Below are 26,065 nucleotides of genomic sequence, written 5' to 3'. Positions count from 1 at the left end.
ATCGTCGTGTCAAAAATAATATTTACATTTGTTTTTTCAATGTTAATTGTAGGTTGTAGCAGTCATTTTGAGTCAACGAATCAAGTGAATGATTCAGCATTTCTTCAACTTGAAGGGAATTTCTTAAATACTCAATTAATACTAGATAAAGGGACTCCAATTGATATTTCCAAAATATCAATTGAAACATTCACATTAAATGGAAAGGAAGTTACTCGTTTTCCTATATCAACAGGTAAACATACTATAACAATCAGTCGTGCAGGTACTGTAATTGTTAATCGTGTTATTTATGTATCAAATTCCAATACCTTTGAGGTAGTCGTTCCATGAATAGTAAACATCTATTGATAAGCGTTTTAATTCTTTTTATCACGGGTTGTGCTAACACAACGATTTACCATTGGGGTGATTATTCAGATACCTTGTATTCCTATACAAAAGAGCCAACTAATGAGTCAAAATTAGAACATAAAGCTGAATTGATTAGTATTATCAACCTAGCTAAAAGTAAAAAGAAAATGATCCCCCCTGGCATTAACTTTGAACTTGCTATGTTACTTGTTAAAGAAGGTGATAATGATGGAGCATCCAAATACTTTAACCAAGAAAAGTTACTATTTCCAGAGTCGGAAAAGTATGTTGCTTTAGCATTAAAAGAAATGGAGGTTAACTAATGTATAAAAATATTGCTGCAATATTGTTTTTACTTGTGTTGTCGGGTTGTCAAACTGTTCAAGTTACCAAAGGTGAAGCTTTTCCTAAGATGTATGGTGAAAAACCAGCTTCAATACTTGTAGTACCTGCTATTAATCTAACAACGGCTGCTGATGCCGCAGCCCTGTACTCTACAACAATTGCAATGCCTCTTGCTGAATCAGGCTATTATGTTTTTTCTATTCCATTTATAGAGCAGTTTTTACATCGAGAGGGTATTACAGACGGTGAACAAGTTAGTCGGATACCTTTGATCAAATTCAAAGAAATGTTCGATGCAGATGCCGTTTTATTTGTTACTTTAAATAGTTGGGACACTAATTATTATGTCACCGGTGGTAATGTCACTGTTGGTGCTAAATTTGAATTGAAATCAACAAGTTCAAGTGAAAAATTATGGCAATATGATGATGTTGTTGTTCATAATACTTCAGGAAACTCGGGTAATATAATTGCAGATATGATTGCTACAGCACTCACTACTGCTCTAGTTGATTATGTGCCAATTGCCCATGTCGTTAATCAACGCATAGTCAATAGTATGCCAGTTGGAAAATACCACAAACGACATAATGTTGATGCTAAAGACCCAGGCGTGATTGCAACTAAAGCAGGTGTTGCAAAGTAAATAGATAAAAGGCGAAGAAGTAAAGTCGCAAGATAGAGTTATTTATCTTTGAATAATAAAAAAGCATCAATTAAATTAATTGGTGCTTTTTTATATTTAAGAGCCGAATAAAGCTCTAATAGTCTAGCGTCTAAAGTGCCTATAAAAATTTGATATAATCTTTGCGTTCAATTTCCTACCAGCTTGCTTTTGCGTCGCTTTCGTACAAGCGCCAAACAAAGCCCAAACCAAAACTATAAGTGACATCTTTTTCATAAAGAGGACTTTCTTGGTTCGCTGCACCTTGGTGAAGTTGTGCTGAGCCTGCTAAAAAACCTCGGATATTCTTGCGAATAGGAAATGAAAGACCGAGTGAAAATTCGGCGCCTAAATAGCCACCTTTAGCGTCATACGGTCTGCGATTATTATTGGCGAATTCTGGATCTACCTGATAAAAATAATCTTGTAACGCTTCGGTAGCGAAAGTAAAACTGAGTCCTACTTTTAATCCTGTCTCTTTAAAAATAACCCCGCGTTGTTGATATGAAAGTGTCGGTTCGATAACAAAACCACGGTCGTCTATACGATTAAAATCAGTAGAAAATACCGCCCTGGCTTGCAAGCGAACTTTTAACCTTGCATCACCACTTTGCTCGAAGGTAAAGTCTTTAACTCTGTAAATTAATTGTGGCCCGATTTCAAAAAGAAAATCTAATTCAGGCATGCCAGCCCGTGAAGTATTGTCTTCACTGTCAGCAGAAAATGCACCACCAAAAGATAAGTCGAGTTCAAAGTCGGTTGTTTCAACGACAACCGCTCGCATGCCATTTTCTCCGCCAACACGAAAGACATCACCTCTATAAATAACATAGGGTGCTGCTAATGCAATGAAATTTCGCTCGCTAGATGCCGGATAATTAGCAACGTCGATAGCGCCACCACCCACACCAAATTCCCATAGTGGCTGGCTTTCATTTATATTTTCAAAACCTGTTAAGCCCCGAACAGGCGACTCGCCTTTGTCGTTAGCAGCAACCACTGACACAAAAAATATTGAGGTAAAAATGGCTAAAGACAAAGATTTAATCAAGTACATTCAACAACCTTGGTAAAGATGGAAGAATTTTATTCTTTCATCATAATGCATTAACTGGTGGATATTAACATGACTTTATTTACTTGAAAGGTCGATATACATTTTTATTTTTTAATCGCTGTGTTCGCCTTGTGTTACTTATTCTTTTCATCTGTTTAACGTATCAGTGTCTTCTAGGTTAGAGTAACAGAGAGTCATAAACCTTACTTACGGTGCTAAATATTCAATATATATTGCCAAGATACTTTCTCTAATCACTAATAATCATAACTCGTTACAATTGAATGTTTAATAACCTTCAAAAGCTATTTGTATCTTACTTGTCTATCCGGATAAAATAACCTTAATTATAATTATAAAATCAACGGACAGATATGCGCCTTAATACACTAACTACTTCATTATTATTGTCATTATTTTTTGTGACGGCTTTAAGCGCTTGTAATGAAGAAAGCGTCGAAGAGAAAGAAAAAAAAGTTTATAAGGTGCCAGTCGAAACAACATTCGTTGAGAATAGAACCATTACTAATACTTATCGAACTACAGCGGTACTTGAAGCAAAAGCTGAAAGTAAAGTGACCAATAAAGTCACAGGAATGATTAATAAAATATTAGTTGAAGAGGGAATGTCCGTTACTAAAGGACAAGTGTTAGCTGAAATTGATTCAGAAAATTATTTGTTAGAGCTTGAACGTACCTCTATCGATGTTGATTCAGCTTCTGCTGAATTTAATCGTAGTAAACCCATCGACGGCAAACAGTTAATATCAGCTAAAGACTTAGAAAAACTCGAGTTTTTAGTGAAAACGAGAAAAAACCAACAAAAAGTTGCGGCAATACAAGTACGTGACTCGAAAGTTAGAGCGCCAATAACCGGTGTTATCGCATCAAGAATGGTGAAAGAAGGAAACATGACCGCTAATGCTGGCAGTGAAATGTTTACTATTGTGGCACTCGATACCTTACAAGGTGTTGTTTATTTACCTGAATCAGAAATGAATAATGTTCATGTGGGACAGCAGGCTTATTTAAACTTTCCCGCGAATGCAAAAGCAGTGCCTGCAACCGTTGGTCTGATTTCTCCTATTATTGATACGGAGTCAGGTACTTTTAAAGTAACCTTAAAAGTTAACAATGATGATCACGTTTTAAAGCCGGGTATGTTTGCAAAAGTGTCATTAACACTTGATGTGCATGACAATGCGCAAATAGTGCCACAAAGAGCCTTACTGGTTACTGACACAGAAACGAGTTTATTCGTGATTCAAGACAATAAAGCTAAGAAAATCATGGTTGCTACTGGTTTTGAACAAGATGGTTTTGTTGAAATACTAACGCCATTAAACACTGACGAGCCTATCGTTATTGTTGGTCAACAAGGATTGAAAGTTGATAGTGCTGTAAAAATAATAGGTCAAGCAGAGACGATGGAGCAGAACGCTGAACTAAGTACTGATAATAAGACCGTTAAGGTAAATGCTGATAATCAAGCAGCGCAAGACAAATAAGATTTGAACTTGTTTTTACCTAATCGTTAAATTTAAAGGAATTATTATTTATGAGTATTGTTAGTACGGTGGTTAAACGCCCGGTCACGGTAGCGATGTTTACACTCGCTGTAATGTTATTTGGACTGGTGGGTTTTTCACGCCTTTCTGTTTCATTGTTGCCCGACCTATCTTATCCGACGTTAACCGTAAGAACGGATAATGCTGGTGCCGCTCCTGCTGAAATAGAGCAACTGATCAGCAAACCTATAGAAGAATCTGTCGGTGTTGTTAAAGGCATACGTAAAGTACATTCCATCTCAAAAGCTGGACAGTCTGATGTGGTTATTGAGTTTGAATGGGGCGTAGCAATGAATTTTGCCACGCAAAATGTCCGTGAAAAACTTGATATTATTGCCCTGCCTAAAGATGTTAATAAACCCATTATTCTGCGTTTTAATCCCGCTCTTGACCCTATTATCCGTTTAGGACTGTCAACTGAAAATACCCATCCTCGCGCATTAAAAAAGATACGTACCTTTGCAGAACAAGAAATAAAACGGCAGCTTGAAACTATTTCAGGCGTTGCCGCTGTTCAACTAGGCGGCGGTTTACAGCAAGAAATACAAGTTGTTTTTGATCAAGAAAAAGCAGCACGCCGAGGTATAACGGCACAAAGTATTGTTTCACGTATTCAAAGTGAAAATATTAACATGTCGGCGGGTCGTGTTTACGACGGTCAGCAAGAGTATTTAGTACGTACCGTTAATCAATTTGTTTCACTAGAACAACTCGGCAATATGATTGTTAAACAAGCTGATGGCAAAACCATTTACCTTAAAGATATTGCTCAAGTGATTGATGGTGAAAAAGAACGTACCGATATTACCCGTATCAATAACAATGAAGCGATTGAACTGGCAATCTATAAAGAGGGCGATGCTAATACGGTCACCGTGGCAAAAGCGGTGAATGCCAAATTAGCCAAGCTTGAAGAGACCTTACCTGAAGAACTCACTTTTACCGTTATTTATGACCAATCTGAATTTATTGTCAATGCGGTAGACGAAGTTAAAAGTGCGGCGCTTATTGGTGGATTACTTGCCATGCTGATTTTATATTTATTCTTGGGTAATTTTTTCAACACGATTATTATCTCGTTAGCGATCCCTATTTCAATTATTGCTACCTTTAATTTAATGTTTGCTAATGATATTAGTCTTAATATTATGTCATTAGGAGGTATTGCCTTAGCGGTTGGCTTATTGGTTGATAATGCGATTGTTGTGCTTGAAAACATTGCTCGATACCGCGAAAAAGGCGCGAGTATTATTGATGCGGCAATTAAGGGTACCGATGAGGTGTCGGGTGCCGTTATTGCCTCGACATTAACCACGTTAGCGGTGTTTTTTCCTTTAGCTTTTGTAACCGGTTTTGCCGGGCAGTTATTCAGTGACCAAGCGATGACCGTTACTTTTGCTTTGCTTGCTTCTTTGGTTGTTGCCTTAACGTTAATTCCAATGCTGGCATCACGCCAATTTAGTCAACATAAACAGACACCAGAAAATGAGAATAACGATAACTCATTAGTCAAAGAAATAGCTAAAACGCCACTGACTAAAAGAAAGAAAACCGTTAAAGTTATGCTTCATATTTTGGGATTTCCCTTCCTATTGATTTTTAATTACTTACCTTTGTTTTTCACCAAGGTATTGTTACTTATTACTAATTTAATCACTAAAGTGCTTAGTTTTATTTTTAAACCCGCGCATAGCGTTTTTAGTTTTTATTTTGAAAAACTCGCCTCCGCTTACAGTCGTTTATTGAAATTGGCTTTAAAAAACAGAGCGGTTTTAGTCGGTCTTAGTTTGTTCTTTGCGATTGCAGTAATGAGCTTATTACCCAAAATTGCTGTTGAATTAGTGCCTGAAGTGGCAAAGTCAGAATTTACCATTGAGTTAACTCTGCCACAAGGCACGCCCATTAATATCACCGATATGCGGTTAAAAGACCTTGCGGCCACTATTGCTAAAGATGAACGGGTAAAACACAGCTACTCATTAGCGGGGAGTGGAAGCTTAATGATGAGTTCAGCCAGTAAAGGTGGCGAAAACTGGGGACAACTTTTAGTGGCACTTTACAGCAGTGACGATCTTGAATCAGTCAAAGCTGTGGTCCGCGCTAAAGTTGCCCAAATGGCAGATGTAAATGCTGAAATAGCACAAACAGAAATGTTTACGACGGAGCGTCCACTGCAAATAATTTTGTCAGGTTATGACCTTGTTGCTCTTAAAAAATACAGCGACCAGCTTATACAAAATATGTCGATGGATAACCAGTTTATTGACTTAAACAATAGTTTGCGTGCAGGTCAACCTGAATTAAAAATTAGCTTTGACAACGAACGCTTAGCAAGTTTAGAGCTAAAAGCGTCGGATATAGCCGATCAGTTAGTGACTAAAATTGCAGGCTCCGTCGCGAGTAAATATAACTTACAAGACAGACAGGTCGATATTCTAGTGCGCGCTGATGAAAACTCAAGAAATTCAGCACAAGCTATTCGTCAATTAACGGTTAATTCGCAGCAAGCAAAATCTTTACCATTGGCTGCGGTAGCCGATATTACAGAAAGTATTGGTCCGAATGAGATTAACCGAATTGATCAAAGCCGTGTTGCTATTATTTCAGCTTCACTCGCTTATGGTGATTTGTCTGAAGCAGCAGCTAAAGTAGAAGAATTGGTTAAAGAGCTCTATTTACCCTTTAATATTAAATCAAGAGTGGCAGGGCAAAATGAAGAAATGGAAAGCTCTTTTTCTTCATTAATGATGGCGTTAGCGTTAGCGGTGTTTTTAGTCTATTTAGTGATGGCTTCACAGTTCGAATCGTTATTAAATCCGTTTATTATTTTATTCTCTATTCCATTAGCCGTGCTAGGTTCGGTACTAGGCTTATATGTTACTGGGACTAATATCAGCGTTATCGTACTCATTGGTATTATCATGCTAACGGGTATTGTGGTGAATAATGCGATTGTCTTAGTGGACCGAATTAATCAACTACGCCATAAAGGTGTGGATAAGATCGCCGCGATTATGGACGCGAGTCGTTCACGTTTTCGCCCAATTATTATGACATCGTTAACCACTATTTTAGGTTTAGCACCATTGGCATTTAGCAGCGGAGAAGGTTCTGAATTAAGAGCGCCTCTTGCCATTACGGTAATGAGCGGTTTACTGGTTGCAACAATGCTAACGTTACTTTTAATTCCTGTTTTGTATAGCTTGTTTGACCGAAAAACCTATATTGTCGAAAGCGATGATCTTGATAAAGATGGCTTTGAAAGCCAGCAAGCTAATAGTACATCGTCTAATAATATAGCCGAGGCGTAAGATGACAAATTTAACGTCTAAAAAGAAAACAGGTAAGCAAAGTATTTTCGACCTACCCGCAACTGTTTGGTTAACTGCTTTAGCAATAAGGCGACCCGTTACTACGGCAATGTTGATGTTGTCGCTTTTTGTTACTGGGCTTATTGCGAGTAAATTATTGCCACAAGAAAGCTGGCCTTCACTGAATATTCCTATGGCCTTCATTAATGTTCCGTATAACGGCGCAACACCTGAAGAAGTGGAACGTTTAATTACCCGGCCTATAGAAGAAGCCGTTTCTACCTTGGGGGGGATCACAGAAATACGTTCTACCAGTCGAGCGGACAGTGTTTCAATTCGGGTCATGATGGATCTTGGCACTGACCTCGATAGTAAAATATTAGAGGTACGTGAAAAAGTTGATATGGTGCGCCATCTTTTACCTGATGATGTTCAGAGAGTTATGGTGCAAAAGTTTTCCACCGAAGACTTACCAGTAATAAGCTTAGTATTATCAGGAGATAAAAATCTTTCTAGCGCTTATGACTTCATTGATAAGAAACTGAAAAATCCACTTGAGCGTCTTCAAGGGGTCGGTAAGGTTGAAATGCGTGGCGTTGTGCAGCCCCATATAGAAATCCACCTCGACAGCATTAAACTGGCAATGAACCGCGTTGATCAAGCCAAGTTATTGCAAGACTTACGCGATAGTAATTTTTTAGTTAAATCAGGTTCAATTCTTAATGGTGGTCGAAAGTTCAGAGTGTCACCAGATGGTGAATATCACAGTTTAGCTGACATCAAAAACTTTCCAGTAAAAGCTGGTGTCAGGTTAAGTGAAGTGGCTACGGTGAGCTTAGTCTCTCCGCCAAAAAATAGTGAAATAAGAACAGATAGAAAAAAATCAGTTGGTTTAGAAGTGTTTAAAGAGTCTGATTCAAATGTTGTTGATGTCACTAATGGTATTGTCGCTTTAATTGAAGAACTTCGCCAAGATGATGACTTTAAAGCGATTACCATTGGTATCAAAGATAATAGTGGTGAAGAAATTCAAGAGTCATTAGGTGATTTATTAAAGGCGGGCGCGTTAGGTATTGTCTTGTCTTTTATTGTTTTATTTATATTTTTACGTAATAGCCATATTACCTTTGTTGTTGTTGCTTCCGTACCTATTTCGTTAAGTTTTGCTTTAGCAGGCATGTATTTTATGGGCTACACCCTAAATATGCTGTCGCTGGCAGGGCTTTTTATTGCGGTTGGTTTATTAATCGATAATTCGGTCGTTATTTGTGAAAGCATTCTTCAACAACAAGACAAAGCATTAACGTCGATAGAAAAAATTCTAAAAGGTGTTGATAACGTGAGTATTGCCATTATCAGTGGCACACTCACCACGACTATTGTTTTTATGCCTTTGCTGATGGGTGAAAAAAACTTTATTACCATCTTAGTTGAGCAAATAGCGGTGGCGATTTGTTTACCTTTATTGGCGTCGTTAATTATTTCAAAAACCGCTATCCCATTAATGCTAAGCCGTGTCGACAAAAAAGCTTTATCGTCAGTGGTGACCCAAGGGAAGTTAGACCGTTGGTATCGCCCCAATTTAAAAAGAGTACTTACTCACCCTAAAATAACCGGCGTTTGCATTTTATTACTCTGTATTAGCGGTGTACTGACCAAGCAAATGGTCAATGTTAATGGCGAGCAGGGTACAACGGTCAAAGAAATTAATATTGTTTATCATATTCAAGGGCAACAACAATTAGCTGATGTCAGTAAATTAGTTGATGAGATGGAAAAGTACCTATACGAGAATCAACAAGCCTTCGAATTTAAACAAGTGAACAGCCGAATTTGGTCGGATTTTGCCATGTCTCGGATAAAACTTAATGATGGCTATTCAAAAACACTTTACGATTTGAAAGCAGAAATAAAAAAAGGCTTTCCTGATACAGCTATCGCTCAACCGTCATTTGACTGGTCAGATCAAAAACAAGATTTAGTCAAACTTACGTTAAACGGTAGTTCGACTAAACGTTTAATCGAAATGAGTGAATCGGTGATTAGTCAGTTAAGCAATGTTGAAGGTTTTGCTGAAGTGGGTATAGACAACGAAGATAAAAATAGAGAGTTAGTGCTACGTATCGATCGCGAGAAGGTGTCGCGTTTAGGTTTAAACACACAAGATATTGCTAGCCGTATTTCTAGTGCACTTCGTGGTACTAACCTGCGTTCATTTCGTGATGCCAAATTAGGTGAAATTGATATTCGCTTAGTCTATCACGCCGAACAAGCCGTCCCGCTTGAGCGTATCAAAGAGCTACCTATTTACGAGAGTAAAGGGAGGGTCATTACCCTGCAGCAATTAGTTGTTTTTGATACGCAACCGATAATGCAACAAATTACACGTTCAGACCGAAGAACTACTTTGGGTATTTCTATCAATTTAGCTGATTTAAGCCGTGTTGAAGCCTCGACGAAAGTTAAAGAAGTAATGGACAATATTGTTTTTCCTTCAGGGTATGATTGGAACTTAGGCCGCCAATTTGCGAAAGATGAAAAAGCTGCAAAAGACATGATGATGAATATGTTTCTTGCGTTAGCCCTTATTTTTATTGTGATGGCAGCGCTTTTTGAATCGCTACTCATGCCAATTGCTATCTTGTCTTCTATTGGTTTAGCGTTTATTGGTGTGTACTGGACTTTTGCTATTTTAGGGATGGGTTTAGGCGAAACAGGCATGATAGGTATGTTAATTTTAATGGGGATCGTGGTGAATAACGGTATTGTGCTCATAGATCAAATTAACAAGTTGAAGATAGAAACAGAAAATATAATGACGCCTATTATCGAAGCTTGTGTCAGCCGTATAAGACCCATTTTTATGACGGTAGCGACCACCGTTATTGGTATGGTGCCCTTAGCTTTTGCATCGAGTGACAGCCAAGCTTACCCGATGGCAGTAGCGATTATTGGTGGTTTGTTATTTTCAACATTTACCAGTTTGTTTTTGGTGCCGTTTTGTTATCTGATGCTTGTAAAACTAGGTGAGCGCTCAAGCAAGCGATTTGCTATGGCCAAGGCCTTTGCAGATAAAAAAATTCCGCTATAGGTTATCGCTAACAGCGTTTTATAAAGGGGGGCGTGAGCAAGAAATGTTAACTCCCCCTTATGCAATAAATATTCTATAATAGAGGTATCGAACACTTTCCGAGTTATTCTATGGAATACGAATTTATAAATGACCCCACCACACGCTATGCGAAAGCAAAATTCTCTTTTGAGCATGAAGTTTTTGGACCATGGTTAGAGGTAGAAGTTGGCAATGATCCTCAAAAATTAACCGCATTATTAAATGTTATTGATAACGCTGAGCACTCAAGCGCACAAGAGCATGAAATAGTTGGTAGTGAGTATACGGTTAGGATTATTGAAAAAGATGTTTCTATTGCCGCTAACGCGAGCTTAAATGGTGTTGAAGCTTTACCTGAAGCACTCAGTGCAGATGATATAGACTTTGACGATCAAGAGTCAGCAAGTTGTGGTCTAGAAGACTTTCGCGAATTATTATTGTCTTGGGCAAGATTCACCACACATTAACTCACGCGGTTAATCTTAAGTCAGTCATTCGTTATTGATAGATGAATAACGTTTTGATCCTATTTACACTTTTATTATTTATACCTTTCTGATAACAATGACTTTTGGCACTGTTGTCTGACTCCACTTTTTCTTATTCTTTTACAAACTTTGTAGGAGAATAAAATGCCGATAACACGTAAAACCCCTTTCGAACTTTCTAAGCTGACTATTGATAGATCTCCGCAAACTAACACTGCGGGGCTATCAGGTAACTATATCGGTATGTTGATTGTTACGTTACTCAGCACAAGTTTATATTTTGTCGGTCAGACACTGTTTTTTCCAACAAGTGCTGCTGAAATTATTAATCACCTTGAAACTGATAAAAAAGGAGTAAATGAGTCAGTTAACGTCGATATTCAGCAACACTCCCCTACAACCCATGATGATAATACAGCAGAAACCATAAATAACAGCGTACTTGACGCAAGCGGCCATGTGGTTGCGAGGCGCATAGCCACAGTATCTTCTCGTGTAACGGGTAAGCTAAACCGTTTGAATATTGAGGAAGGACAAACGGTAAGTAAATTAGAAATACTCGCCGAGCTTGATAATAAGCAAGCATCGATTTCATACCAACTTGCTTTAGCGGAATTATCGGCAAAGCAAGCGGGTTTTGACGAGTTCACTTTACTTTTTAAACAGCAAACTCAGCGATTTAAGCGTAATCAGACGTTGGCCAGCAAAAAGCTGATCAGTGAACAATTACTTGAAGACAGTGCTTTTAGAAATGCACAATTCGCCATCCAAATACGTAATAAACAAGCCATGGTTGATTCGGCAAAGCAACGAGTTGAATTGGCGCAGTATCAGTTAAATCAGCATAAAATTCGCGCGCCATTTAATGGTGTCGTGATCAGTAAAAATGCCCAAGTGGGTGAGCTTATTTCAGCAGGATCTTCTGGTGGTGGTTTTATTCGTACAGGTGTCGGCACTATTGTTGATATGAGTTCGTTAGAAATTGAAGTTGAAGTAGGTGAGAGCTATATCAATCGCGTTTATCCCGGACAAAAAGTATTCGCTAAATTAGATGCATACCCGCAATGGAGTATTAGTAGTGAAGTCGTTGCTGTTATACCTACCGCAGATCGTCAAAAAGCGAGCATTAAAGTCAGGGTGAAATTGTTAACAGCAGATCCTCGGATTTTACCTGATATGGGGGTAAAGGTCAGCTTTATGAAAAAGGATGAACGCTCGTTAGACGCCCCCTGAGCCGCTCAAATAACCACGTAGATATAGCCGCACTTTAATGAAAGCCTCTCTCCATATTTTAGGAAAAAATGATGAAAAATAGCGATAACATTATCTTAAAAAATATTAATAAAAGTTACCAAAAAGGTAAAAACACGGTAGTCGTTCACCGCGACTTTAACTTAACGATTGAATCAGGTGAGTTTGTCGCATTAATGGGACCCTCAGGTTTAGGAAAAAGCACCTTACTGCATTTAATGGGCGGGCTTGATCAACCAACATCAGGTGAGGTGATTATTGGTACACAGCGTATTGATGATTTAAAACAAGCGTCATTAACCCAATGGCGCGCTGAAAACATTGGTTTTGTTTTTCAGTCACATCATTTATTACCGGTGTTAAGCGCCCAGGGTAATGTTGAACTGCCACTCGCGTTAACCTCGTTAAATAAAAAGCAACGACAAGAGCATGCTAGTTATGCGCTAGAGCTCGTTGGCATGAGTGATCGTGCTAGTCATTTTCCCAAAGAATTATCTGGCGGGCAAGAGCAGCGAGTTGCTATTGCACGCGCTATTGTCAGTGACCCTCATATATTGTTATGTGATGAGCCAACGGGAAATTTAGATCGACAAACAGCCAATGAAATTCTTGCTTTACTTGACCAACTGAATCGCGACTTTGGTAAAACCATTGTAATGGTCACACATGATAAAAAAGCAGCTAACTACGCCAGTAGAGTGATTAATTTAGAGTCTTATATTGGCGAAGCACATAACTGTCATATGGGTGAAAACAGATGAACCTACTGGTATTAGTTTGGCGGAACAGCTTTCGTAAAAAAGTACGTTTTTGGTTAACTTGTACTTCTGTCATGGTGGCTTTTTTCTTATTGACGACCTTATCTGGAGTGGATCAGGCGCTTACGGCTAATGTAAGCAGTAGCAATCAATACCGCTTAATGACCAGTCATAAAATATCAATGACACAATCTCTCCCCATTAACACTCAACAAAAAATTGCGGCATTACCGGGCGTAAAAAAAGTCAGTTTTGCATCTTGGTTTGGCGGATACTTTCAAAATGAAAAAAATCAGCTGCCCGTAACTGCGGTTGACCATCATCATTACTTCAATTTATTTGATGAATATATCATCCCTGGTGAGCAACTAGCGCAATGGAAAAAAACGCGCACAGGCATTGTTATTGGCCAGGGACTTGCTGATAAATATGGTTGGAAAATCGGTGATACCGTGCCATTAAGCTCTTCTATTTGGATGAATAAAAGTGGTTCATTTAATTGGTCGTTTACCGTTTCTGCCATTTACCAAACGGCTCAGCATTCATCTGCTGATAATAAAGTGTTTTTCCAACATGCTTATTTTGATAAAGGGCGTGCTTATGCTAATGATTCTTTGGGGTGGTTATCGACTGAAATAACTGAAAATGCCAACGTAGATGACGTTATTACTGCTATCGACTTATTGTTCTCGCATACCAACAATCCAACCCGTACCACGACTGAACAGGTTTTTATTAAAGAACAAGCGCAACAGTTTGTTGATATGGCTATGGTCATTAATCTTGTGGTTGTTGCCGTATTTTCTACTTTATTGCTGATTGTTTGTAATACCATGATCCAAACCATTCGTGAGCGTAATAATGAAAGCGCGATGATGAAAGCTTTAGGGTTTTCAGCGACACGTTTAATTCAAGGAATTTACCTAGAGGCGCTGTTATTAATTGGCTTAGGCGCTTTAGTGGGCAGTATTCTTGCCTCTTTATCTCTCGCATTGGTTGGCCAGAGTTTTAATGATTTTTTACCGGGTATATCGATTAAGCCAAGTCATTATTTAACCGTATTTGCCTGGGTAAATATTGCTGCGGCTTTTTGCACCGTATTTCCGGCGGTAGCGATTAAACAACTTGTTATCAGCAAAACGTTAGGAGACAAGGCATGAATATTTCATTAAAGGGGCTGCATTCATTGTTTATCAATGTAAAACAAGCAAAAGCGTTAACGGTTATTAATTTTAAAAGTTTTCCGCAGCGTGTTATTGCATCCACAGTTAGTATCTTGAGTATTGCTTGCGTTGCAGGCGTTATTTTAAGTGTTTTGGCAATGACAGAGGGAATGATGAAAACACTGGAACGTACCGGTTTAGACAATACCGTATTAGTGATGCGTGCGGGAGCCTCTTCAGAATTGCAAAGCGTGATGTTTCCAATAGAGGTTAATATTTTAGCAAATAATCAAAAAATCATTAAAGATGAACAAGGGCTGGCGCAAGTATCGGCTGAAATGTTTGTTGATGCTGAAGTGACTTATATTTCTAATGTAGATACCGTCGCTCAAGAAACAGAAACGAAAAGTTTAGCGTTGCGAGGTATCAGTAAATCGACTCAACAATTTCGCCCTAATTTTCGCTTAGTCAAAGGTGAAATGTTTGCTACGGGTGTGCGTCAGCTCATTGTTGGTCAGGCAATAACGCGTAGAATGCCAGGGTTAATTATTGGCAAAGTTATCACCTTAGGTGGAGCAGAGTGGACAGTCAGTGGGATTTTTTCTGACGGAAATAGTGTTTTTGAATCAGAATTGTGGGCTGATATTGGCATGGTACAGAGTGATTATCGTCGAGGAAATACGCTACAGTCTATCCGCTTAGCATTAAAAGATATTAGCGATTTACCACAATTAGAAAAAGAGTGGCAGGACGACCCTAGGTTAAACATTAGAGTGTTAACAGAAAAACAATTTTTTGCTGATCAAGCCAGTAACTTAACACGCTTAATTCGTTGGTTAGGTTTTCCTATTGCTATTGTTATGGCGTTAGGCGCAATAGTGGCTGCACTTAATACCATGTATGCCGCCATAGCAAGTCGCTCTAAGGAAATAGCTACGCATAAAGCGATAGGTTTTAGTCCCTTTGCAATTTCAATGTCTATTCTTTGTGAAGCCTTGCTCATTGCTTTTGTTGGTGGGTTGTTAGGCATACTACCTTTATATTGTGTCTTTGATGGTTGGACAGCCGCCACGCAAAATGCCAGTAATTTGAGTCAAATGATGTTCAATTTTGATATTACGGTTTTGTTGATGATTAAAACAATGTCGTTAGCGTTATTTATTGGTTTATTAGGCGGGCTATTACCCGCAATAAAGGCGATGCGCTTACCTGTTACCGAAGCTTTACGTGACTAATTCCCCCTCAGGCACACATTAGCTGTGTTGTTGATTAATGTGTTTTGTATCGGCGCTGATACTTTCTCTCTTCTGCCAAAAGTCATTTGTTTTTATAACAAACCATGACTTTTGGCACCTTTGTTTTAGCTTGTGAAACGTTATTATTTAAAGCAAGTAAATAGTTAATCACTCAAACACAAGGCAGCCCGTATGTTAAATAAACTCAGTGCTTTATTACAATTTCTCCCGCTTTCACTTTTTTCAATGATTGGTTTTTGGCAAGCTGAAACATCAAATGAAAGCTGGTTATTGGCGTTTCAAGTCGCCGCATTAGTGGGGATTTGTCAGTTAGTGTTAATCAGTAAACTTAAAATAGTGATGAGCCGTTTAATACTCTCAGCGAATATTTATCTAATTTTAGGTGGTTTAGCAGCATTTTTTCAACAATGGTGGTATTTAGCGTTTTATAGCATGTTGCAAGAGTCGGCTATTTTTATTGTGATGATTGTTGTTGGTATGACTACCATGCTCTTTTCAAATAATGGTTTTGTGGGAATCAACAAAACACGGATTAAAGAAACTAAACATCGGATAAACATTAATAAAAAATCAGCTTACTTATTTATCGCCGTACTGATATCGCTCGCTGTATCTTGGCTGTTTAAAGGTGATATCGCACTCTCTGTTATCGCACCTATTGTGGTTCTCGCACTCTTGCAACGTTACCTTGTTCATCTTCATAACCAACAATATTCTTATAGTACCCTTTAACATTTAGGTGCCATAAGTCATGTTTAACTGCTGCAAAAATGATGACTTTTGGCACCTGTTTAACAAAAGCTTTAGTTTTACACTGGTCATGAATTAATAAACAAGTTTACTTATCCTCTTTCAATTTACATAAATAAAGGAATCATTATGATTTTTAAAAAAATAATCTCTTTTTCTGTCAACAGTTTAGCGCTTTCTGCAATAAGTGCATTGTCGATGATTTTATTATTAAACCAGCATGCCGTTGCTGCTGATTTAACGGTCAATATCAGTGATATTGAGCAAGGAAAAGGTCATGTTTTGGTTGGCTTATATGCTTCACAAAAAGAGTACGAAAGTGGTAAAGCCAGCTTTCACTCAAAAGTAAAAGCGATGAATGGTAAAGAAGTCACGGTATTTGAAAATTTACCTGATGGTGAATATGCGATAAAAATTTATCAAGATGAAAACGACAATAACAAAATGGATTTCAATATGATGGGGATCCCAAAAGAAGGCTATGGCTTTAGTAATAATGTCGGTATGTTTGGTGCGCCGAAATATGAAGAAGCTAAGTTTTTGGTGAAAGAAAATACAGCAATTGATATTGATTTATTTTAAAATCAATTGATTAGTTATGATTTTTATAAATATGCACGCTAACACCTTAGTGTGTATATTTTTCATTTGAGTATTCATTTATGTTGATTTCGCCACTTCCTGAACATTTACGCAAAAATTGGTTGTTACATTTTTCAGGCTTTATTACTTGGTCAGTAATTTGCTATTTATCATTGGTTAATCTTAATCTAGGGATAGCGTTTTTTTTAAAACTGTCAGGTTTTATTGTTTTCTATCTTTCATTCGCTTGTATTATTTTTTCTGACAAAAAGGTGCCATCTACTTTAAATAAGATATTACTTGGGGTCGAAATTATTACGGTATTGCTATTAATAACATTCGACAAACATAATGTTGCTCCAATATTGTCAGTATTAATTGCGACACAGCTACCTTCAATGTTTACAAGAAGGCAAGCTATTTTAGTCATGGTCTTGATAACATTTTGCCATTTTATTATCGCTTATGATGGATATTTTGTTTCAAGTTTCTTTCATGTCATCATTTACTTTATGCTTCAAATTTTTGGATTTTCTGCCATAGAAACAATCTTACGTGAAGAGCGGGCGAAAGAAGAATTAGCGGCTATTAATCAAGAGCTATTAGCGACACGTTTTATGTTAAAAGCGTCATCACAAAAGCAAGAAAGATTACGAATATCTAGAGACTTACATGATGCTATTGGTCATCAGTTAACGGCGTTGTCTTTGAATTTAGAGGTCGCTAAACATAAAGTTTCCGAAGAATTTAAACCTTTACTGCAAGAAAACTTACAACTGGCTAAAACACTGCTAAGCAACGTTCGACAAGTGGTAAAAGAAATGCGTGAAGAAGAACAAATAGATCTTGTTTCGTCGCTTCAAAATTTAATTAATCAGTTACCTAATTGTCAGTTGCAGGTAATTTCATCTCCTGATATTAATTCACTGCAGCTAAAGCAACAGTTAATGTTTTGTCTGCAAGAGGGCGTCAGTAACGCACTTCGACATGGCAAAGCTAATCTATTTACTTTAGCCTGTGAAAAAATGAGCAATAGCTTAGTCATTAATTTGTCTGACAATGGCACGGTTATCACCAAGAATAACGAAAACTTTGGCAGTGGTTTAGCTGGCATGAACGAACGACTGATTGATTTTTCTGGCAAGGTAGCGCTTATTGATAATGAAAGTGGTTGCACCTTAAAAATACAGGTAGAGGATTGTTATGATTAATGTAGCTTTGGTTGATGACCAACAGTTGGTACGTCAGGGAATTGCAGGATTACTCTCGTTAAGTGACGATATAAGCATTATTTGGCAAGCTGAAAACGGTGAACATGCTCAAGAAATGTTAGCGAGTGAGATGATACCTGATGTGCTATTACTTGATATCAGAATGCCTAAGGTCAATGGTATTGAATTAGTAAAAATATTAAGAAGCCAAGGAAGTACTTTACCTATTCTTATGCTAACAACTTTTGATGACAGTGAGCTTTTTATGCAAAGTTTACAAGCTGGAGCGAATGGTTTTTTATTAAAAGACGTATCGTTAGAAAAGCTGGTTAATGCGGTTAAAACACTCGCTGATGGTGGTTTTGTTGCTGAACCGGTGGTTATGAAGCAATTGAACCAAGGTCTCAATGACGCACCCATGATTGATAATTTGACTGAAAAAGAGCAACAAATTTTAAAGTTGGTGGCAGGGGGATTTTCTAATAAAGAAATTGCCCGTAGTATATTTCTTGCAGAGGGGACAGTTAAAAATCATGTTTCTACTATTTTATCAAAACTTAATACTCGCGACAGAACTCGGGCGGTATTAATCGCGCTTAATCAGGGTCTTATATAGTATTATTGAAGGTGTTGGTAGACTGGTATTTACAAATATTAATGATCATTGAGTAAATCATAACCAACCTTTCTGTTTAGCAATTCGAGCAGCTTCAATTCTATTTTTAGCGCCTAATTTTGAAGTCACTTCAGAGAGATAATTTCGCACCGTCCCAGCAGATAAGCAGATCAATTCAGCGATCTCTTTTGTTGAGTGACCTTCTAATGAAAAACGTAATATTTTACGTTCATTGTCGCCCAATGGATCCTCTGCAGCCCAAGCTTCAGTTACTAACTCAGGCGCAACAATGACTTTACCCGCATGAATTTTTCTCACTGCATCAGCTAGCGAATCAGAAGGCGCATCTTTGAGTAAGTAGCCTTTTACACCAGCAGCCATAGCACGGCGAAGATATCCACCTCGAGCGAATGTCGTTAAAATCATGACCTTGGCGGGGTGGTTTTTTTTCTGTAATTCTTGTGCTAATTCTATACCTGTCATGCATGGCATTTCGATATCGGTCAAAATTATGTCAATGGGTTGCTGCTGAGATTTCGCAAGCGCATCCTTGCCGTTTTTAGCTTTTTCGACGACTTCAAAATCGTCTTCCATATCTAGTAAAGCAGATAAGGCACCAAGCACCATCGATTGATCTTCTGCAATGAGTATTTTAATCATTTATTTTATCCATTAGCTACAGTGTGCAGGGTTGATATGACTTTGTTATTCTGGCTTTTAGCTGTTATGGGTAGTGTAAATTTAAGTTGTGTATTCGGGACGCTGGCGACATTCATTTCACCACCCATTTTATTAATTCGTGTGCGCATATTTTGCATACCCGATTGCTCTTTTATCGCGGTTATTTGTCCTTGGTCACTTATGGTCAATGTTAAATGTGTGGCAACTTGTTTTAAAACTATCCAGACTTTTTCTGTTTCAGCATGACGAATGACATTGGTGATGGCTTCACGAATAATTAATGCTAATTCTGATTCAATACCTGTCGGTAATGACTCCAACTCAATATTTTCGATCAATTCTATTTTAGCGGCTTCAGTGGCAACTCTTACTTGCAGTAGTTCTCCTTTAATCGTTGCGATGTTATAACCTTTAACCGCGTCTCTAACTTGCGCTAACGTTTTACGTGATAACTCTTCCACCGCTTTAATTTCTATTTTTATTTTTTCAGACGGAAGTCCTTTATCAATCATTTTACCAGCCAGTTCAGACTTTAACGTTATGACTGACAAACTATGACCCAGTAAATCATGCAAGTCTCGACTAATGCGTTCACGTTCTGCTATTTTCGCTAAGTGTTTGGTTTCTTGCTGTGATTGTTTTAATGCTTTATTCTTTTTTAAAACCTCAGTACGATTGATATTTAATAACCCTAATGTAATAGACATAAATATTGCGGGCAACCAAAAGTAACTTGATTTATCCGTTATAACGGAATAAAAAATAATGAAGGCTAACACTAACAAAAGCGTTATAAACGCTTTCCTCTTATTATAAATTTCCCCACTAAATGCAGCGGCATAAATGAAAAAAATATTTGCCCCTATATTAATTTCTGACAAAGCAACGCCAATAAAACACATAGCAGCGATATAATAAATTAAATCATTTTTATGAGCTGCAAATGCTCGAAAATAAAGGACTAAGAAGGTCATCAGTCCGGCAATGATTATTACCATATCAAAACCGTGTACCGGTCTAAAATACAAGTTACCAAAAAATAAACTCAAGAAAAGTAAGTTGCTATAAACCGCATAACCAATATCTTCATCTTGTGGTAGTAAGAAATAATGTATTTTAAGTAATAAGCTCATTTGACTCCTGACGCTATATTTTTTCGGTTATAAGTACTAAGTATATCATCTGCAAAAAGGCTGTTAACGTACAGTTAATTTTGTAGAAGTTACCTATTTACCTTTGACCTCAAAGAACGGTTAATTTATTCATTGCTATGCGGCCAGATAAAATAACCATTTCAACATTTTTTAGTTCGGTAATATCTTGCCAAGGCTGCCCATCAATTAATAATATGTCTGCGAACTTACCCACTTCAATAGTGCCTAATTCTTTTGATTTCCCTAAAGCAATTGCACCATTTCGTGTTGCAGCAATGAGTGCTTCAACATCAGAAAGACCGGCATTAACCATGCGAGATAACTCATTACGATAGCTGTTACCATCGTTCATTTCGACAGGTGAATCAGTTCCGACTCCAAACATCACCCCTGACTGATTTAATGCCGCAATATTCAAATGACCTTGTGGCTCTCTGCCCAATGTTGGCACGTAGACAATATTATTATCTATAATTTTTTGCATTGTCTTTGCTTCAATAAGATTTCCATGACGTATGCCATGTTCAATAGTCGTTATACCTGCGGAAATAGCTTCATCAGTTTCTTCTGGTGTGCCTGTATGTACCGCGATCCAAAGGCCGTGTTCACGTGCTGCACTGGTTATAGCTTGTAACGTTTCATTGGAAATACGTGGCATGGTAATGATGCCTTCACTATTAGTATGGCTCTGATAGACAACCTTTACGCCATCTATTCCCTGTTTTGCTAAAGTAGCAATTTTTTGTTTTACATAAACAGGATCATCAGATTGTACGGTCATGCTTTCAAGCACCCAGTTTGGAATGCCTTTTTTTTGGGTTGGATGCCCGCCTTTGACTGTAAATATTGGTCCCGAAACGAACAGCCTTGGTCCTGCAATGTTTTGTTTATTAAGCTCTTCTTTCAGTGTGAAAATAGCTGGCATAACATCGCCAAGAGAACGATAGCTGGTAATGCCTGCGGCAATAAGCTCACGTCTAACACGGGGTAAAAAACGAAATTGATCCCAGATCATTGCCGGTAAACTTTGTTCATTATCCTTTGATTTGCCACTAAAAAAATGACCATGTAGATCAATTAACCCAGGAACAATACTTTTGCCTGTGGCATCAATCTGAATAACATCTGCGGGGATTTTACAGGTTTTACCCATACAAGATATTTTACCGTTTTCAACTAAAATGCCAGTATTTTTAATCGCTTTTTCACTGGTGCTATCAAATAGCTGTCCTTTAATGATCCACATGTTTTGCTGCGGATTTTCCCACACATACAAGTCATTCTGATATGAAATCATAAAACTGGCGGTGATTAAAATTATTAATAGGGTGAAATAGACAAAGAATTTTTTCATGGTAATACTCATTTTTGATGGTTAATTGGGTTACTTAAAAGCAAGGGGCGGTATTATTCTGAATAAGCTAAGTTACTGTTAGATAGGGTACCTCGTGAAGTATTTGAACGAATATTTTGTCGCTTGGTAACGCCTTGAATACTTAAATCGCCCGCATCATTCATCTCAATTTCTATATCGTTCACGTTAACGTCCAAGTGGGCATTACCTGAATCGTTAATACTCACTTTTAAACTGTCAGCCTTGACCGTTAAGTCTTTAATGTCTCCTGCTCCATTTGTCGTAATGTTCATATGTTGGGTGTTCAGAGTATTAGTGCTGGTTAATTCAGCCGAGCCTGAGGTACTTATGCTATTAAGTTGATTGTAATGAACAAAAACCTGCACTGACTCACCTTGATGAAAACCTTTAGTCGTGATAATTAACGTTTCATTTTCTACGGTGGTAACGACATCAGCTATTGGCATACCGGATACTTGAACGACCAGTTTTTGTTCGTTAGCTTGGGTGATAATAACTTCAGCAAGTCCAGATATTTTTAATGCTGTAAATTTTTCTACTTCGCGTGATTCAGTTTGAGATTCAAATACTGAACAAGCTGTTTGTATCAGTACGAAAGACAGAACGATTGATTTGATAATATGTTTCATGAGTGACTTTATGGCTAATTGGACAATGAGCTTAGTTTGCCGAATATAAAGTTTAAGTGTAAGAGATATTTGTCAGGAGTTGATATGACAAATGTCATATCAGTAAAGCTTAATAGGGATAGGGTAAACACATTACGATTGATTGATGAAAGGACTCCTAATTAAGGAATAACTCATAGCATTTTTAGGGAAGGTACCGTGAAATCTATGTGTCAAATATACTGCCAAAACTTAACACCCTTAATGTAATTTTTTATTATTAAATCAAGGGCTTACTTGGTATGGTAAATATTAGTCTTCTTCTAAATGGCATGATTCAGTGTCTTCAAGATAATCTTGATAGTTGTCTTCATCAATATCGAGTAAGGTGAAAATCATCTCTTGTACATAAGGCCAGTCTGCAGAATTTTGACTGTGTCTATGGTTGTGTACAAGGTTTTCTGCCAGCTTTAATATCGCATAGTAAATTTCTTGTGGACGTGAATTTTTCATCTTGAGAAAATCACGGTCGTGATGCACTAAAATTAATGTGCAAATATCTTTGGGTAATCGCCAAGATGATGCTACGTAATAGCCAATAGTTGCGTGGCTTACCCCATAAAACTCGTCTTCAATAAGGGGTAAAGTTTTACTGGCTGTGTTATAAGCAAGCTCATAAGTCTCTGTATAATTGCTATATTTCATCGCCATGATGGGAATACCACAATCATGAAATAAACCAAGAGAAAAGAGCTTATCTTTTGAGGTGCCTTCTTTGAGCTTTTTGCCAATATGAACACAAGTATGGGCAATATGTGTTGCGCTATCCCAAAAATCTTCTAAAGCGATACTGCAATCTTTTTGGTCAAAACTACTTTTTATTAGCGTGTTAGTTACTAATGAGTTTATGCCATTTAAACCGATATAGTGCACTGATTTATGAATATCGGATATGGAACGCGATAACCCATAATGTGGCGAGTTTATCGTTTTTAAGATAATTGAAGCCACGGCGACATCTTGTGAAATAATGTCAGCTAATACATTTAAGTCAGGCTCATCTTCCGCCATTATTTTTTGTAATTTACGTAATAAATTTGGCTGAGCAGGAATCGAAAATCCACGGCGTATATCAGCAAGTACTTTGTCATCAATTTCTAGCATAAGCATTTATCATTTTATTGATTAAGTTAATATTATAACTAGTGTTTTTATTGAACTACTATCGCCGAAATTGACTGTATTTACAACTTTATAGCTAAGAATTATATTGCTATGTACTATTGTGAGTGTTTGATGTTTATCGCTTGTTAAATATTTGGAAATACTTAATAGTATTGTTATGTTCACTTAAAATGATAATTATAATGCCGTCTATTCTCTCAATATTACCCGCACCTAAAATAAGTTATACGTTAATTAAAGCAATTAAAACGATCAGTGTAGTCTCTTTCTTTTATTCCACTCTTGTCAGTAGTACCACGATGGTTGATTTGCCGTCATGGCAACATAGTGTTTTACCTCATTCACCTTCTTTACGAGGAAGCGCGATTATTGATGATTCTTTGTGGGTAAGTGGCAGTAATAATGCTGTTTTTGTCAGCCAAGATGCGGGCAAAACATGGGTTGATAAATCGGTAAATAGCCCTTTAAAAACAGGTTTTCGTGATATTGCCTTATTCGATAAGCACACTGCGATTGTGATGGGGGTTGGCAGTGGTGAGCAATCAGTACTGTATAAAACAACTAATGGTGGGGATAGCTGGCAGTTACTTTATCAGAATAAAGATAAAACCGGTTTTTTTGACGCTATTGCTTTTTGGGATCGTGAAAAGGGTTTGCTGATGGGGGATCCTGTTGGTGGTTTTTACATGATCAAAAAAACCAGTGACGGCGGGAAAACGTGGCGAAGAATAAGTATTGATAAAATACCACCATTAGTTGAAAAAGAAGCTGCTTTTGCTGCAAGTGGAAATACGCTAATTGTTGGCAAGCAAGGCAAGGCTTGGTTAACAACCGGCGGATTTTCAGCGTCGGTTTATAGCAGCGAGGACTTTGGTGAAACATGGCAACGACATGCGGTGCCGTTATTTTCTGAAACACAAACAGCAGGTGGCTACGGTTTAGCATTAAATTCACACCAACAAATATTTGTCGTGGGTGGAGACTACGAGCGACGCCCAGCAAGTTATTCTAATATAGCAACATTTACTAATAATCAATGGCGTTCAGTCACTACAGGGCAGCATGGATTACGTTCAGCAATGAGCTGCCAAGGTGATGTTTGCATTGCTACCGGAAAAACCAGTAGTGATATTTCATATGATTCAGGAAAAACCTGGCAAGTATTAGCAAACCCTGAGGGAGAAAAAGACGATAAAGGGTTCTATAGCTTAGCGAGTAGTAATATGATGTTTTTAGCCGCAGGCTCTGAGGGGAAAGTGGCTGTTTATTCGTTAAGGCCAAAATAATTTTATGAGACAAAAGCTTTATCTTTAGAGAATTGAAATCAAAGATAAAGCTTGAATTTTTTATTCATAAGCCGTTAGTGACTTTTACCCGTAGAGTCACGAACAATCAGTTGTGGCGTGTAATGACGAACACTGTTTTGAGCGGTTTGTTTACGCGACTTTGCAATTAATAAGTTGGCTGCATCTTCAGCTATTTTTTGGTTTGGTTGATTTGCTGTCGTTAAACGTGGCCATGTTTGTCGAGAAAAAGGTGAGTTTTCAAAACCGGCAATAGAGAGTTGATCAGGAATGGAAATCCCCATTAAACGTGCGGCAAATAAAGATCCTGCGGCAATTTCATCGTTACATGAAAAAATAGCCGTTGGGCGAACATCTTCAGACATTACTTGTTTTGCGCCATGCACACCCGATTCAAACGAATACTCACCATCAATAATTAACCGTTCATCAATAGCGATATCATTATCAGTTAAAGCTTGTTTATAACCTCGCAAACGCTCAACCGTTGACATATGGGCAGCCTCACCACCAATAAAAGCAATATTCTTATGGCCTAAATCAATTAAATGTTGGGTAATACTCACCGAAGCAGCATGGTCATTAACCATTATGCAGGGGGCTAATTCGTCGGGGGCAACATCGCCTGACATTATTCGCACAACATCAACATCTAAATCAATAATTTTTTGTACAAATTCAGGCATTTCAGAGAAAGGTGGGGTAAGCACTAAACCAGCAACACGTGTCTTTCTGACCATGTCGGCAATTTCATCAAGTACATGTTCAGATTTTGCTTGGCATGGATGAATAAGCAACTCAAAACCTTGTTGTTTACAAGCAGCCAAAATACCATTTTGCATGTCTATTACATAATATGCGTTGGGGTTATCGTATATAAAAGCAATACTGTACGCTTTAGTGCCCGCTAAATTACGTGCGGCTAAGTTGGGTTGATAATGTAACGCATTTACCGCTTCCATGACTTTTTCACGGGTCAATTGTCGGACTGATGACTCATTGTTCATTACTCTTGAAACGGTTTTTATTGAAACACCCGCTTGTTTGGCGACATCATTTATTGTAGCTTTCATCTGTTAAAACAGCCTTGTGTATTATTCTTGTTCTGCTGCGCAACAGAGTATTGTTTCTTTCGCATTGCGGCAACTACTTATTGAAAAATAACTGAACCTATGACTTAATCTAGAGGTTAAATTATAATGAAATGAAATTGACAGCGTTGTCATTATCAAATATGGTACACCATCGAAGGGTTAAATTAATGCACTATAG

General features: G+C 37.8%; 23 protein-coding genes. 16 read left to right on the top strand and 7 right to left on the bottom strand.

Features of this window, described 5'->3' with window-relative positions; translation table 11 throughout:
* The first annotated feature begins 6 nt into the window (after positions 1 to 6).
* Genes H4J52_RS10125 through H4J52_RS10115 form a run of 3 tightly spaced genes read left to right on the top strand, consistent with a single transcriptional unit; the run spans position 7 to position 1,345 of the window.
* Entirely contained in the window at positions 7 to 333 is a 327-nt protein-coding gene (locus H4J52_RS10125) for a hypothetical protein (protein WP_182179554.1), read from the top strand.
* Positions 330 to 677, top strand: a complete 348-nt coding sequence (locus tag H4J52_RS10120; protein WP_259366710.1) for a DUF4810 domain-containing protein — start codon at positions 330 to 332, stop codon at positions 675 to 677. The genes H4J52_RS10125 and H4J52_RS10120 overlap by 4 nt, the downstream gene beginning before the upstream one ends.
* Positions 677 to 1,345, top strand: coding sequence for a GNA1162 family protein (locus H4J52_RS10115; RefSeq protein WP_182179556.1), 669 nt, complete (start codon positions 677 to 679; stop codon positions 1,343 to 1,345). Before H4J52_RS10120 ends, H4J52_RS10115 begins: the two co-directional genes overlap by 1 nt.
* A gap of 175 nt (positions 1,346 to 1,520) precedes the next feature.
* Here the strand turns inward: H4J52_RS10115 and H4J52_RS10110 are convergent, their stop codons facing one another.
* Positions 1,521 to 2,420: a MipA/OmpV family protein gene (locus tag H4J52_RS10110; protein WP_182179558.1), complete on the bottom strand. Its 900-nt coding sequence runs from the start codon at positions 2,418 to 2,420 to the stop codon at positions 1,521 to 1,523.
* Positions 2,421 to 2,794: 374 nt separating this feature from the next.
* Here H4J52_RS10110 and H4J52_RS10105 point away from each other — a divergent pair, with 374 nt between their 5' ends.
* The 12 genes from H4J52_RS10105 (at position 2,795) to H4J52_RS10050 (ending at position 18,486) form a co-directional block, all read left to right on the top strand.
* Complete coding sequence (locus tag H4J52_RS10105; RefSeq protein WP_182179560.1) at positions 2,795 to 3,928, top strand: efflux RND transporter periplasmic adaptor subunit; 1,134 nt, start codon at positions 2,795 to 2,797, stop codon at positions 3,926 to 3,928.
* Positions 3,929 to 3,978: 50 nt separating this feature from the next.
* Positions 3,979 to 7,299, top strand: a complete 3,321-nt coding sequence (locus H4J52_RS10100) for an efflux RND transporter permease subunit (RefSeq protein WP_182179562.1) — start codon at positions 3,979 to 3,981, stop codon at positions 7,297 to 7,299.
* Between the two features lies 1 nt (position 7,300).
* A complete protein-coding gene (locus H4J52_RS10095) occupies positions 7,301 to 10,390 on the top strand; it encodes an efflux RND transporter permease subunit (protein ID WP_182179564.1) in 3,090 nt (1,029 codons plus the stop codon).
* A 110-nt stretch (positions 10,391 to 10,500) separates the two neighbouring features.
* Positions 10,501 to 10,878 (top strand): YacL family protein, encoded by a 378-nt coding sequence (locus H4J52_RS10090; protein ID WP_182179566.1) that lies wholly within the window; start codon positions 10,501 to 10,503, stop codon positions 10,876 to 10,878.
* 165 nt (positions 10,879 to 11,043) lie between these two features.
* Positions 11,044 to 12,132, top strand: a complete 1,089-nt coding sequence (locus H4J52_RS10085) for an efflux RND transporter periplasmic adaptor subunit (protein WP_182224598.1) — start codon at positions 11,044 to 11,046, stop codon at positions 12,130 to 12,132.
* 68 nt (positions 12,133 to 12,200) lie between these two features.
* Positions 12,201 to 12,911, top strand: a complete 711-nt coding sequence (locus tag H4J52_RS10080) for an ABC transporter ATP-binding protein (RefSeq protein WP_259366709.1) — start codon at positions 12,201 to 12,203, stop codon at positions 12,909 to 12,911.
* Positions 12,908 to 14,068 (top strand): ABC transporter permease, encoded by a 1,161-nt coding sequence (locus tag H4J52_RS10075; protein ID WP_182179570.1) that lies wholly within the window; start codon positions 12,908 to 12,910, stop codon positions 14,066 to 14,068. Before H4J52_RS10080 ends, H4J52_RS10075 begins: the two co-directional genes overlap by 4 nt.
* On the top strand, positions 14,065 to 15,306 hold the full coding sequence (locus H4J52_RS10070) for an ABC transporter permease (RefSeq protein ID WP_182223297.1): 1,242 nt from the start codon (positions 14,065 to 14,067) through the stop codon (positions 15,304 to 15,306). Before H4J52_RS10075 ends, H4J52_RS10070 begins: the two co-directional genes overlap by 4 nt.
* A 192-nt stretch (positions 15,307 to 15,498) precedes the next feature.
* Positions 15,499 to 16,059 carry a hypothetical protein gene (locus H4J52_RS10065; RefSeq protein ID WP_182179574.1) on the top strand — a complete coding sequence of 187 codons (561 nt, stop codon included), beginning with the start codon at positions 15,499 to 15,501 and terminating at the stop codon, positions 16,057 to 16,059.
* Between the two features lie 147 nt (positions 16,060 to 16,206).
* Complete coding sequence (locus tag H4J52_RS10060; RefSeq protein WP_182179576.1) at positions 16,207 to 16,659, top strand: DUF2141 domain-containing protein; 453 nt, start codon at positions 16,207 to 16,209, stop codon at positions 16,657 to 16,659.
* A gap of 80 nt (positions 16,660 to 16,739) precedes the next feature.
* Positions 16,740 to 17,870: a sensor histidine kinase gene (locus H4J52_RS10055; RefSeq protein ID WP_182224597.1), complete on the top strand. Its 1,131-nt coding sequence runs from the start codon at positions 16,740 to 16,742 to the stop codon at positions 17,868 to 17,870.
* Entirely contained in the window at positions 17,863 to 18,486 is a 624-nt protein-coding gene (locus tag H4J52_RS10050; RefSeq protein WP_182224596.1) for a response regulator transcription factor, read from the top strand. Before H4J52_RS10055 ends, H4J52_RS10050 begins: the two co-directional genes overlap by 8 nt.
* A 57-nt stretch (positions 18,487 to 18,543) precedes the next feature.
* Here H4J52_RS10050 and H4J52_RS10045 read toward each other — a convergent pair whose 3' ends face one another.
* The 5 genes from H4J52_RS10045 to H4J52_RS10025 all read right to left on the bottom strand — a co-directional run bounded on the left by H4J52_RS10045 (position 18,544) and on the right by H4J52_RS10025 (position 23,468).
* Positions 18,544 to 19,146, bottom strand: coding sequence for a response regulator transcription factor (locus H4J52_RS10045; RefSeq protein WP_182172649.1), 603 nt, complete (start codon positions 19,144 to 19,146; stop codon positions 18,544 to 18,546).
* A gap of 5 nt (positions 19,147 to 19,151) precedes the next feature.
* Positions 19,152 to 20,300, bottom strand: coding sequence for a sensor histidine kinase (locus tag H4J52_RS10040; RefSeq protein ID WP_182179581.1), 1,149 nt, complete (start codon positions 20,298 to 20,300; stop codon positions 19,152 to 19,154).
* A 109-nt stretch (positions 20,301 to 20,409) separates the two neighbouring features.
* Complete coding sequence (locus tag H4J52_RS10035) at positions 20,410 to 21,675, bottom strand: amidohydrolase family protein (protein WP_182224595.1); 1,266 nt, start codon at positions 21,673 to 21,675, stop codon at positions 20,410 to 20,412.
* A 53-nt stretch (positions 21,676 to 21,728) separates the two neighbouring features.
* Positions 21,729 to 22,325, bottom strand: coding sequence for a GIN domain-containing protein (locus tag H4J52_RS10030; RefSeq protein WP_182181695.1), 597 nt, complete (start codon positions 22,323 to 22,325; stop codon positions 21,729 to 21,731).
* Between the two features lie 291 nt (positions 22,326 to 22,616).
* Positions 22,617 to 23,468: an HDOD domain-containing protein gene (locus H4J52_RS10025; protein WP_182224594.1), complete on the bottom strand. Its 852-nt coding sequence runs from the start codon at positions 23,466 to 23,468 to the stop codon at positions 22,617 to 22,619.
* Positions 23,469 to 23,671: 203 nt separating this feature from the next.
* Between H4J52_RS10025 and H4J52_RS10020 the strand changes: the two genes are divergently transcribed.
* A complete protein-coding gene (locus H4J52_RS10020) occupies positions 23,672 to 24,775 on the top strand; it encodes an oxidoreductase (RefSeq protein ID WP_182224593.1) in 1,104 nt (367 codons plus the stop codon).
* A gap of 74 nt (positions 24,776 to 24,849) precedes the next feature.
* On the opposite strand, the gene H4J52_RS10015 is transcribed toward H4J52_RS10020, so the two are convergent.
* Positions 24,850 to 25,866 carry a LacI family DNA-binding transcriptional regulator gene (locus tag H4J52_RS10015; RefSeq protein WP_182181698.1) on the bottom strand — a complete coding sequence of 339 codons (1,017 nt, stop codon included), beginning with the start codon at positions 25,864 to 25,866 and terminating at the stop codon, positions 24,850 to 24,852.
* Positions 25,867 to 26,065 lie beyond the last annotated feature (199 nt).

This window comes from Colwellia sp. MB02u-14 (genome assembly GCF_014076915.1).
GTDB lineage: Bacteria > Pseudomonadota > Gammaproteobacteria > Enterobacterales > Alteromonadaceae > Colwellia_A.
This window is presented reverse-complemented; position numbering and strand designations above follow the sequence as displayed.

Coding starts and splice junctions, on each gene's coding strand:
- H4J52_RS10120 (WP_259366710.1), top strand. CDS start 330: ATGAATAGTAAACATCTATTGATAAGCGTTTTAATTCTTTTTATCACG.
- H4J52_RS10115 (WP_182179556.1), top strand. CDS start 677: ATGTATAAAAATATTGCTGCAATATTGTTTTTACTTGTGTTGTCGGGT.
- H4J52_RS10110 (WP_182179558.1), bottom strand. CDS start 2,420: ATGTACTTGATTAAATCTTTGTCTTTAGCCATTTTTACCTCAATATTT.
- H4J52_RS10105 (WP_182179560.1), top strand. CDS start 2,795: ATGCGCCTTAATACACTAACTACTTCATTATTATTGTCATTATTTTTT.
- H4J52_RS10100 (WP_182179562.1), top strand. CDS start 3,979: ATGAGTATTGTTAGTACGGTGGTTAAACGCCCGGTCACGGTAGCGATG.
- H4J52_RS10095 (WP_182179564.1), top strand. CDS start 7,301: ATGACAAATTTAACGTCTAAAAAGAAAACAGGTAAGCAAAGTATTTTC.
- H4J52_RS10090 (WP_182179566.1), top strand. CDS start 10,501: ATGGAATACGAATTTATAAATGACCCCACCACACGCTATGCGAAAGCA.
- H4J52_RS10085 (WP_182224598.1), top strand. CDS start 11,044: ATGCCGATAACACGTAAAACCCCTTTCGAACTTTCTAAGCTGACTATT.
- H4J52_RS10080 (WP_259366709.1), top strand. CDS start 12,201: ATGATGAAAAATAGCGATAACATTATCTTAAAAAATATTAATAAAAGT.
- H4J52_RS10075 (WP_182179570.1), top strand. CDS start 12,908: ATGAACCTACTGGTATTAGTTTGGCGGAACAGCTTTCGTAAAAAAGTA.
- H4J52_RS10070 (WP_182223297.1), top strand. CDS start 14,065: ATGAATATTTCATTAAAGGGGCTGCATTCATTGTTTATCAATGTAAAA.
- H4J52_RS10065 (WP_182179574.1), top strand. CDS start 15,499: ATGTTAAATAAACTCAGTGCTTTATTACAATTTCTCCCGCTTTCACTT.
- H4J52_RS10060 (WP_182179576.1), top strand. CDS start 16,207: ATGATTTTTAAAAAAATAATCTCTTTTTCTGTCAACAGTTTAGCGCTT.
- H4J52_RS10055 (WP_182224597.1), top strand. CDS start 16,740: ATGTTGATTTCGCCACTTCCTGAACATTTACGCAAAAATTGGTTGTTA.
- H4J52_RS10050 (WP_182224596.1), top strand. CDS start 17,863: ATGATTAATGTAGCTTTGGTTGATGACCAACAGTTGGTACGTCAGGGA.
- H4J52_RS10045 (WP_182172649.1), bottom strand. CDS start 19,146: ATGATTAAAATACTCATTGCAGAAGATCAATCGATGGTGCTTGGTGCC.
- H4J52_RS10040 (WP_182179581.1), bottom strand. CDS start 20,300: ATGAGCTTATTACTTAAAATACATTATTTCTTACTACCACAAGATGAA.
- H4J52_RS10035 (WP_182224595.1), bottom strand. CDS start 21,675: ATGAAAAAATTCTTTGTCTATTTCACCCTATTAATAATTTTAATCACC.
- H4J52_RS10030 (WP_182181695.1), bottom strand. CDS start 22,325: ATGAAACATATTATCAAATCAATCGTTCTGTCTTTCGTACTGATACAA.
- H4J52_RS10025 (WP_182224594.1), bottom strand. CDS start 23,468: ATGCTAGAAATTGATGACAAAGTACTTGCTGATATACGCCGTGGATTT.
- H4J52_RS10020 (WP_182224593.1), top strand. CDS start 23,672: ATGCCGTCTATTCTCTCAATATTACCCGCACCTAAAATAAGTTATACG.
- H4J52_RS10015 (WP_182181698.1), bottom strand. CDS start 25,866: ATGAAAGCTACAATAAATGATGTCGCCAAACAAGCGGGTGTTTCAATA.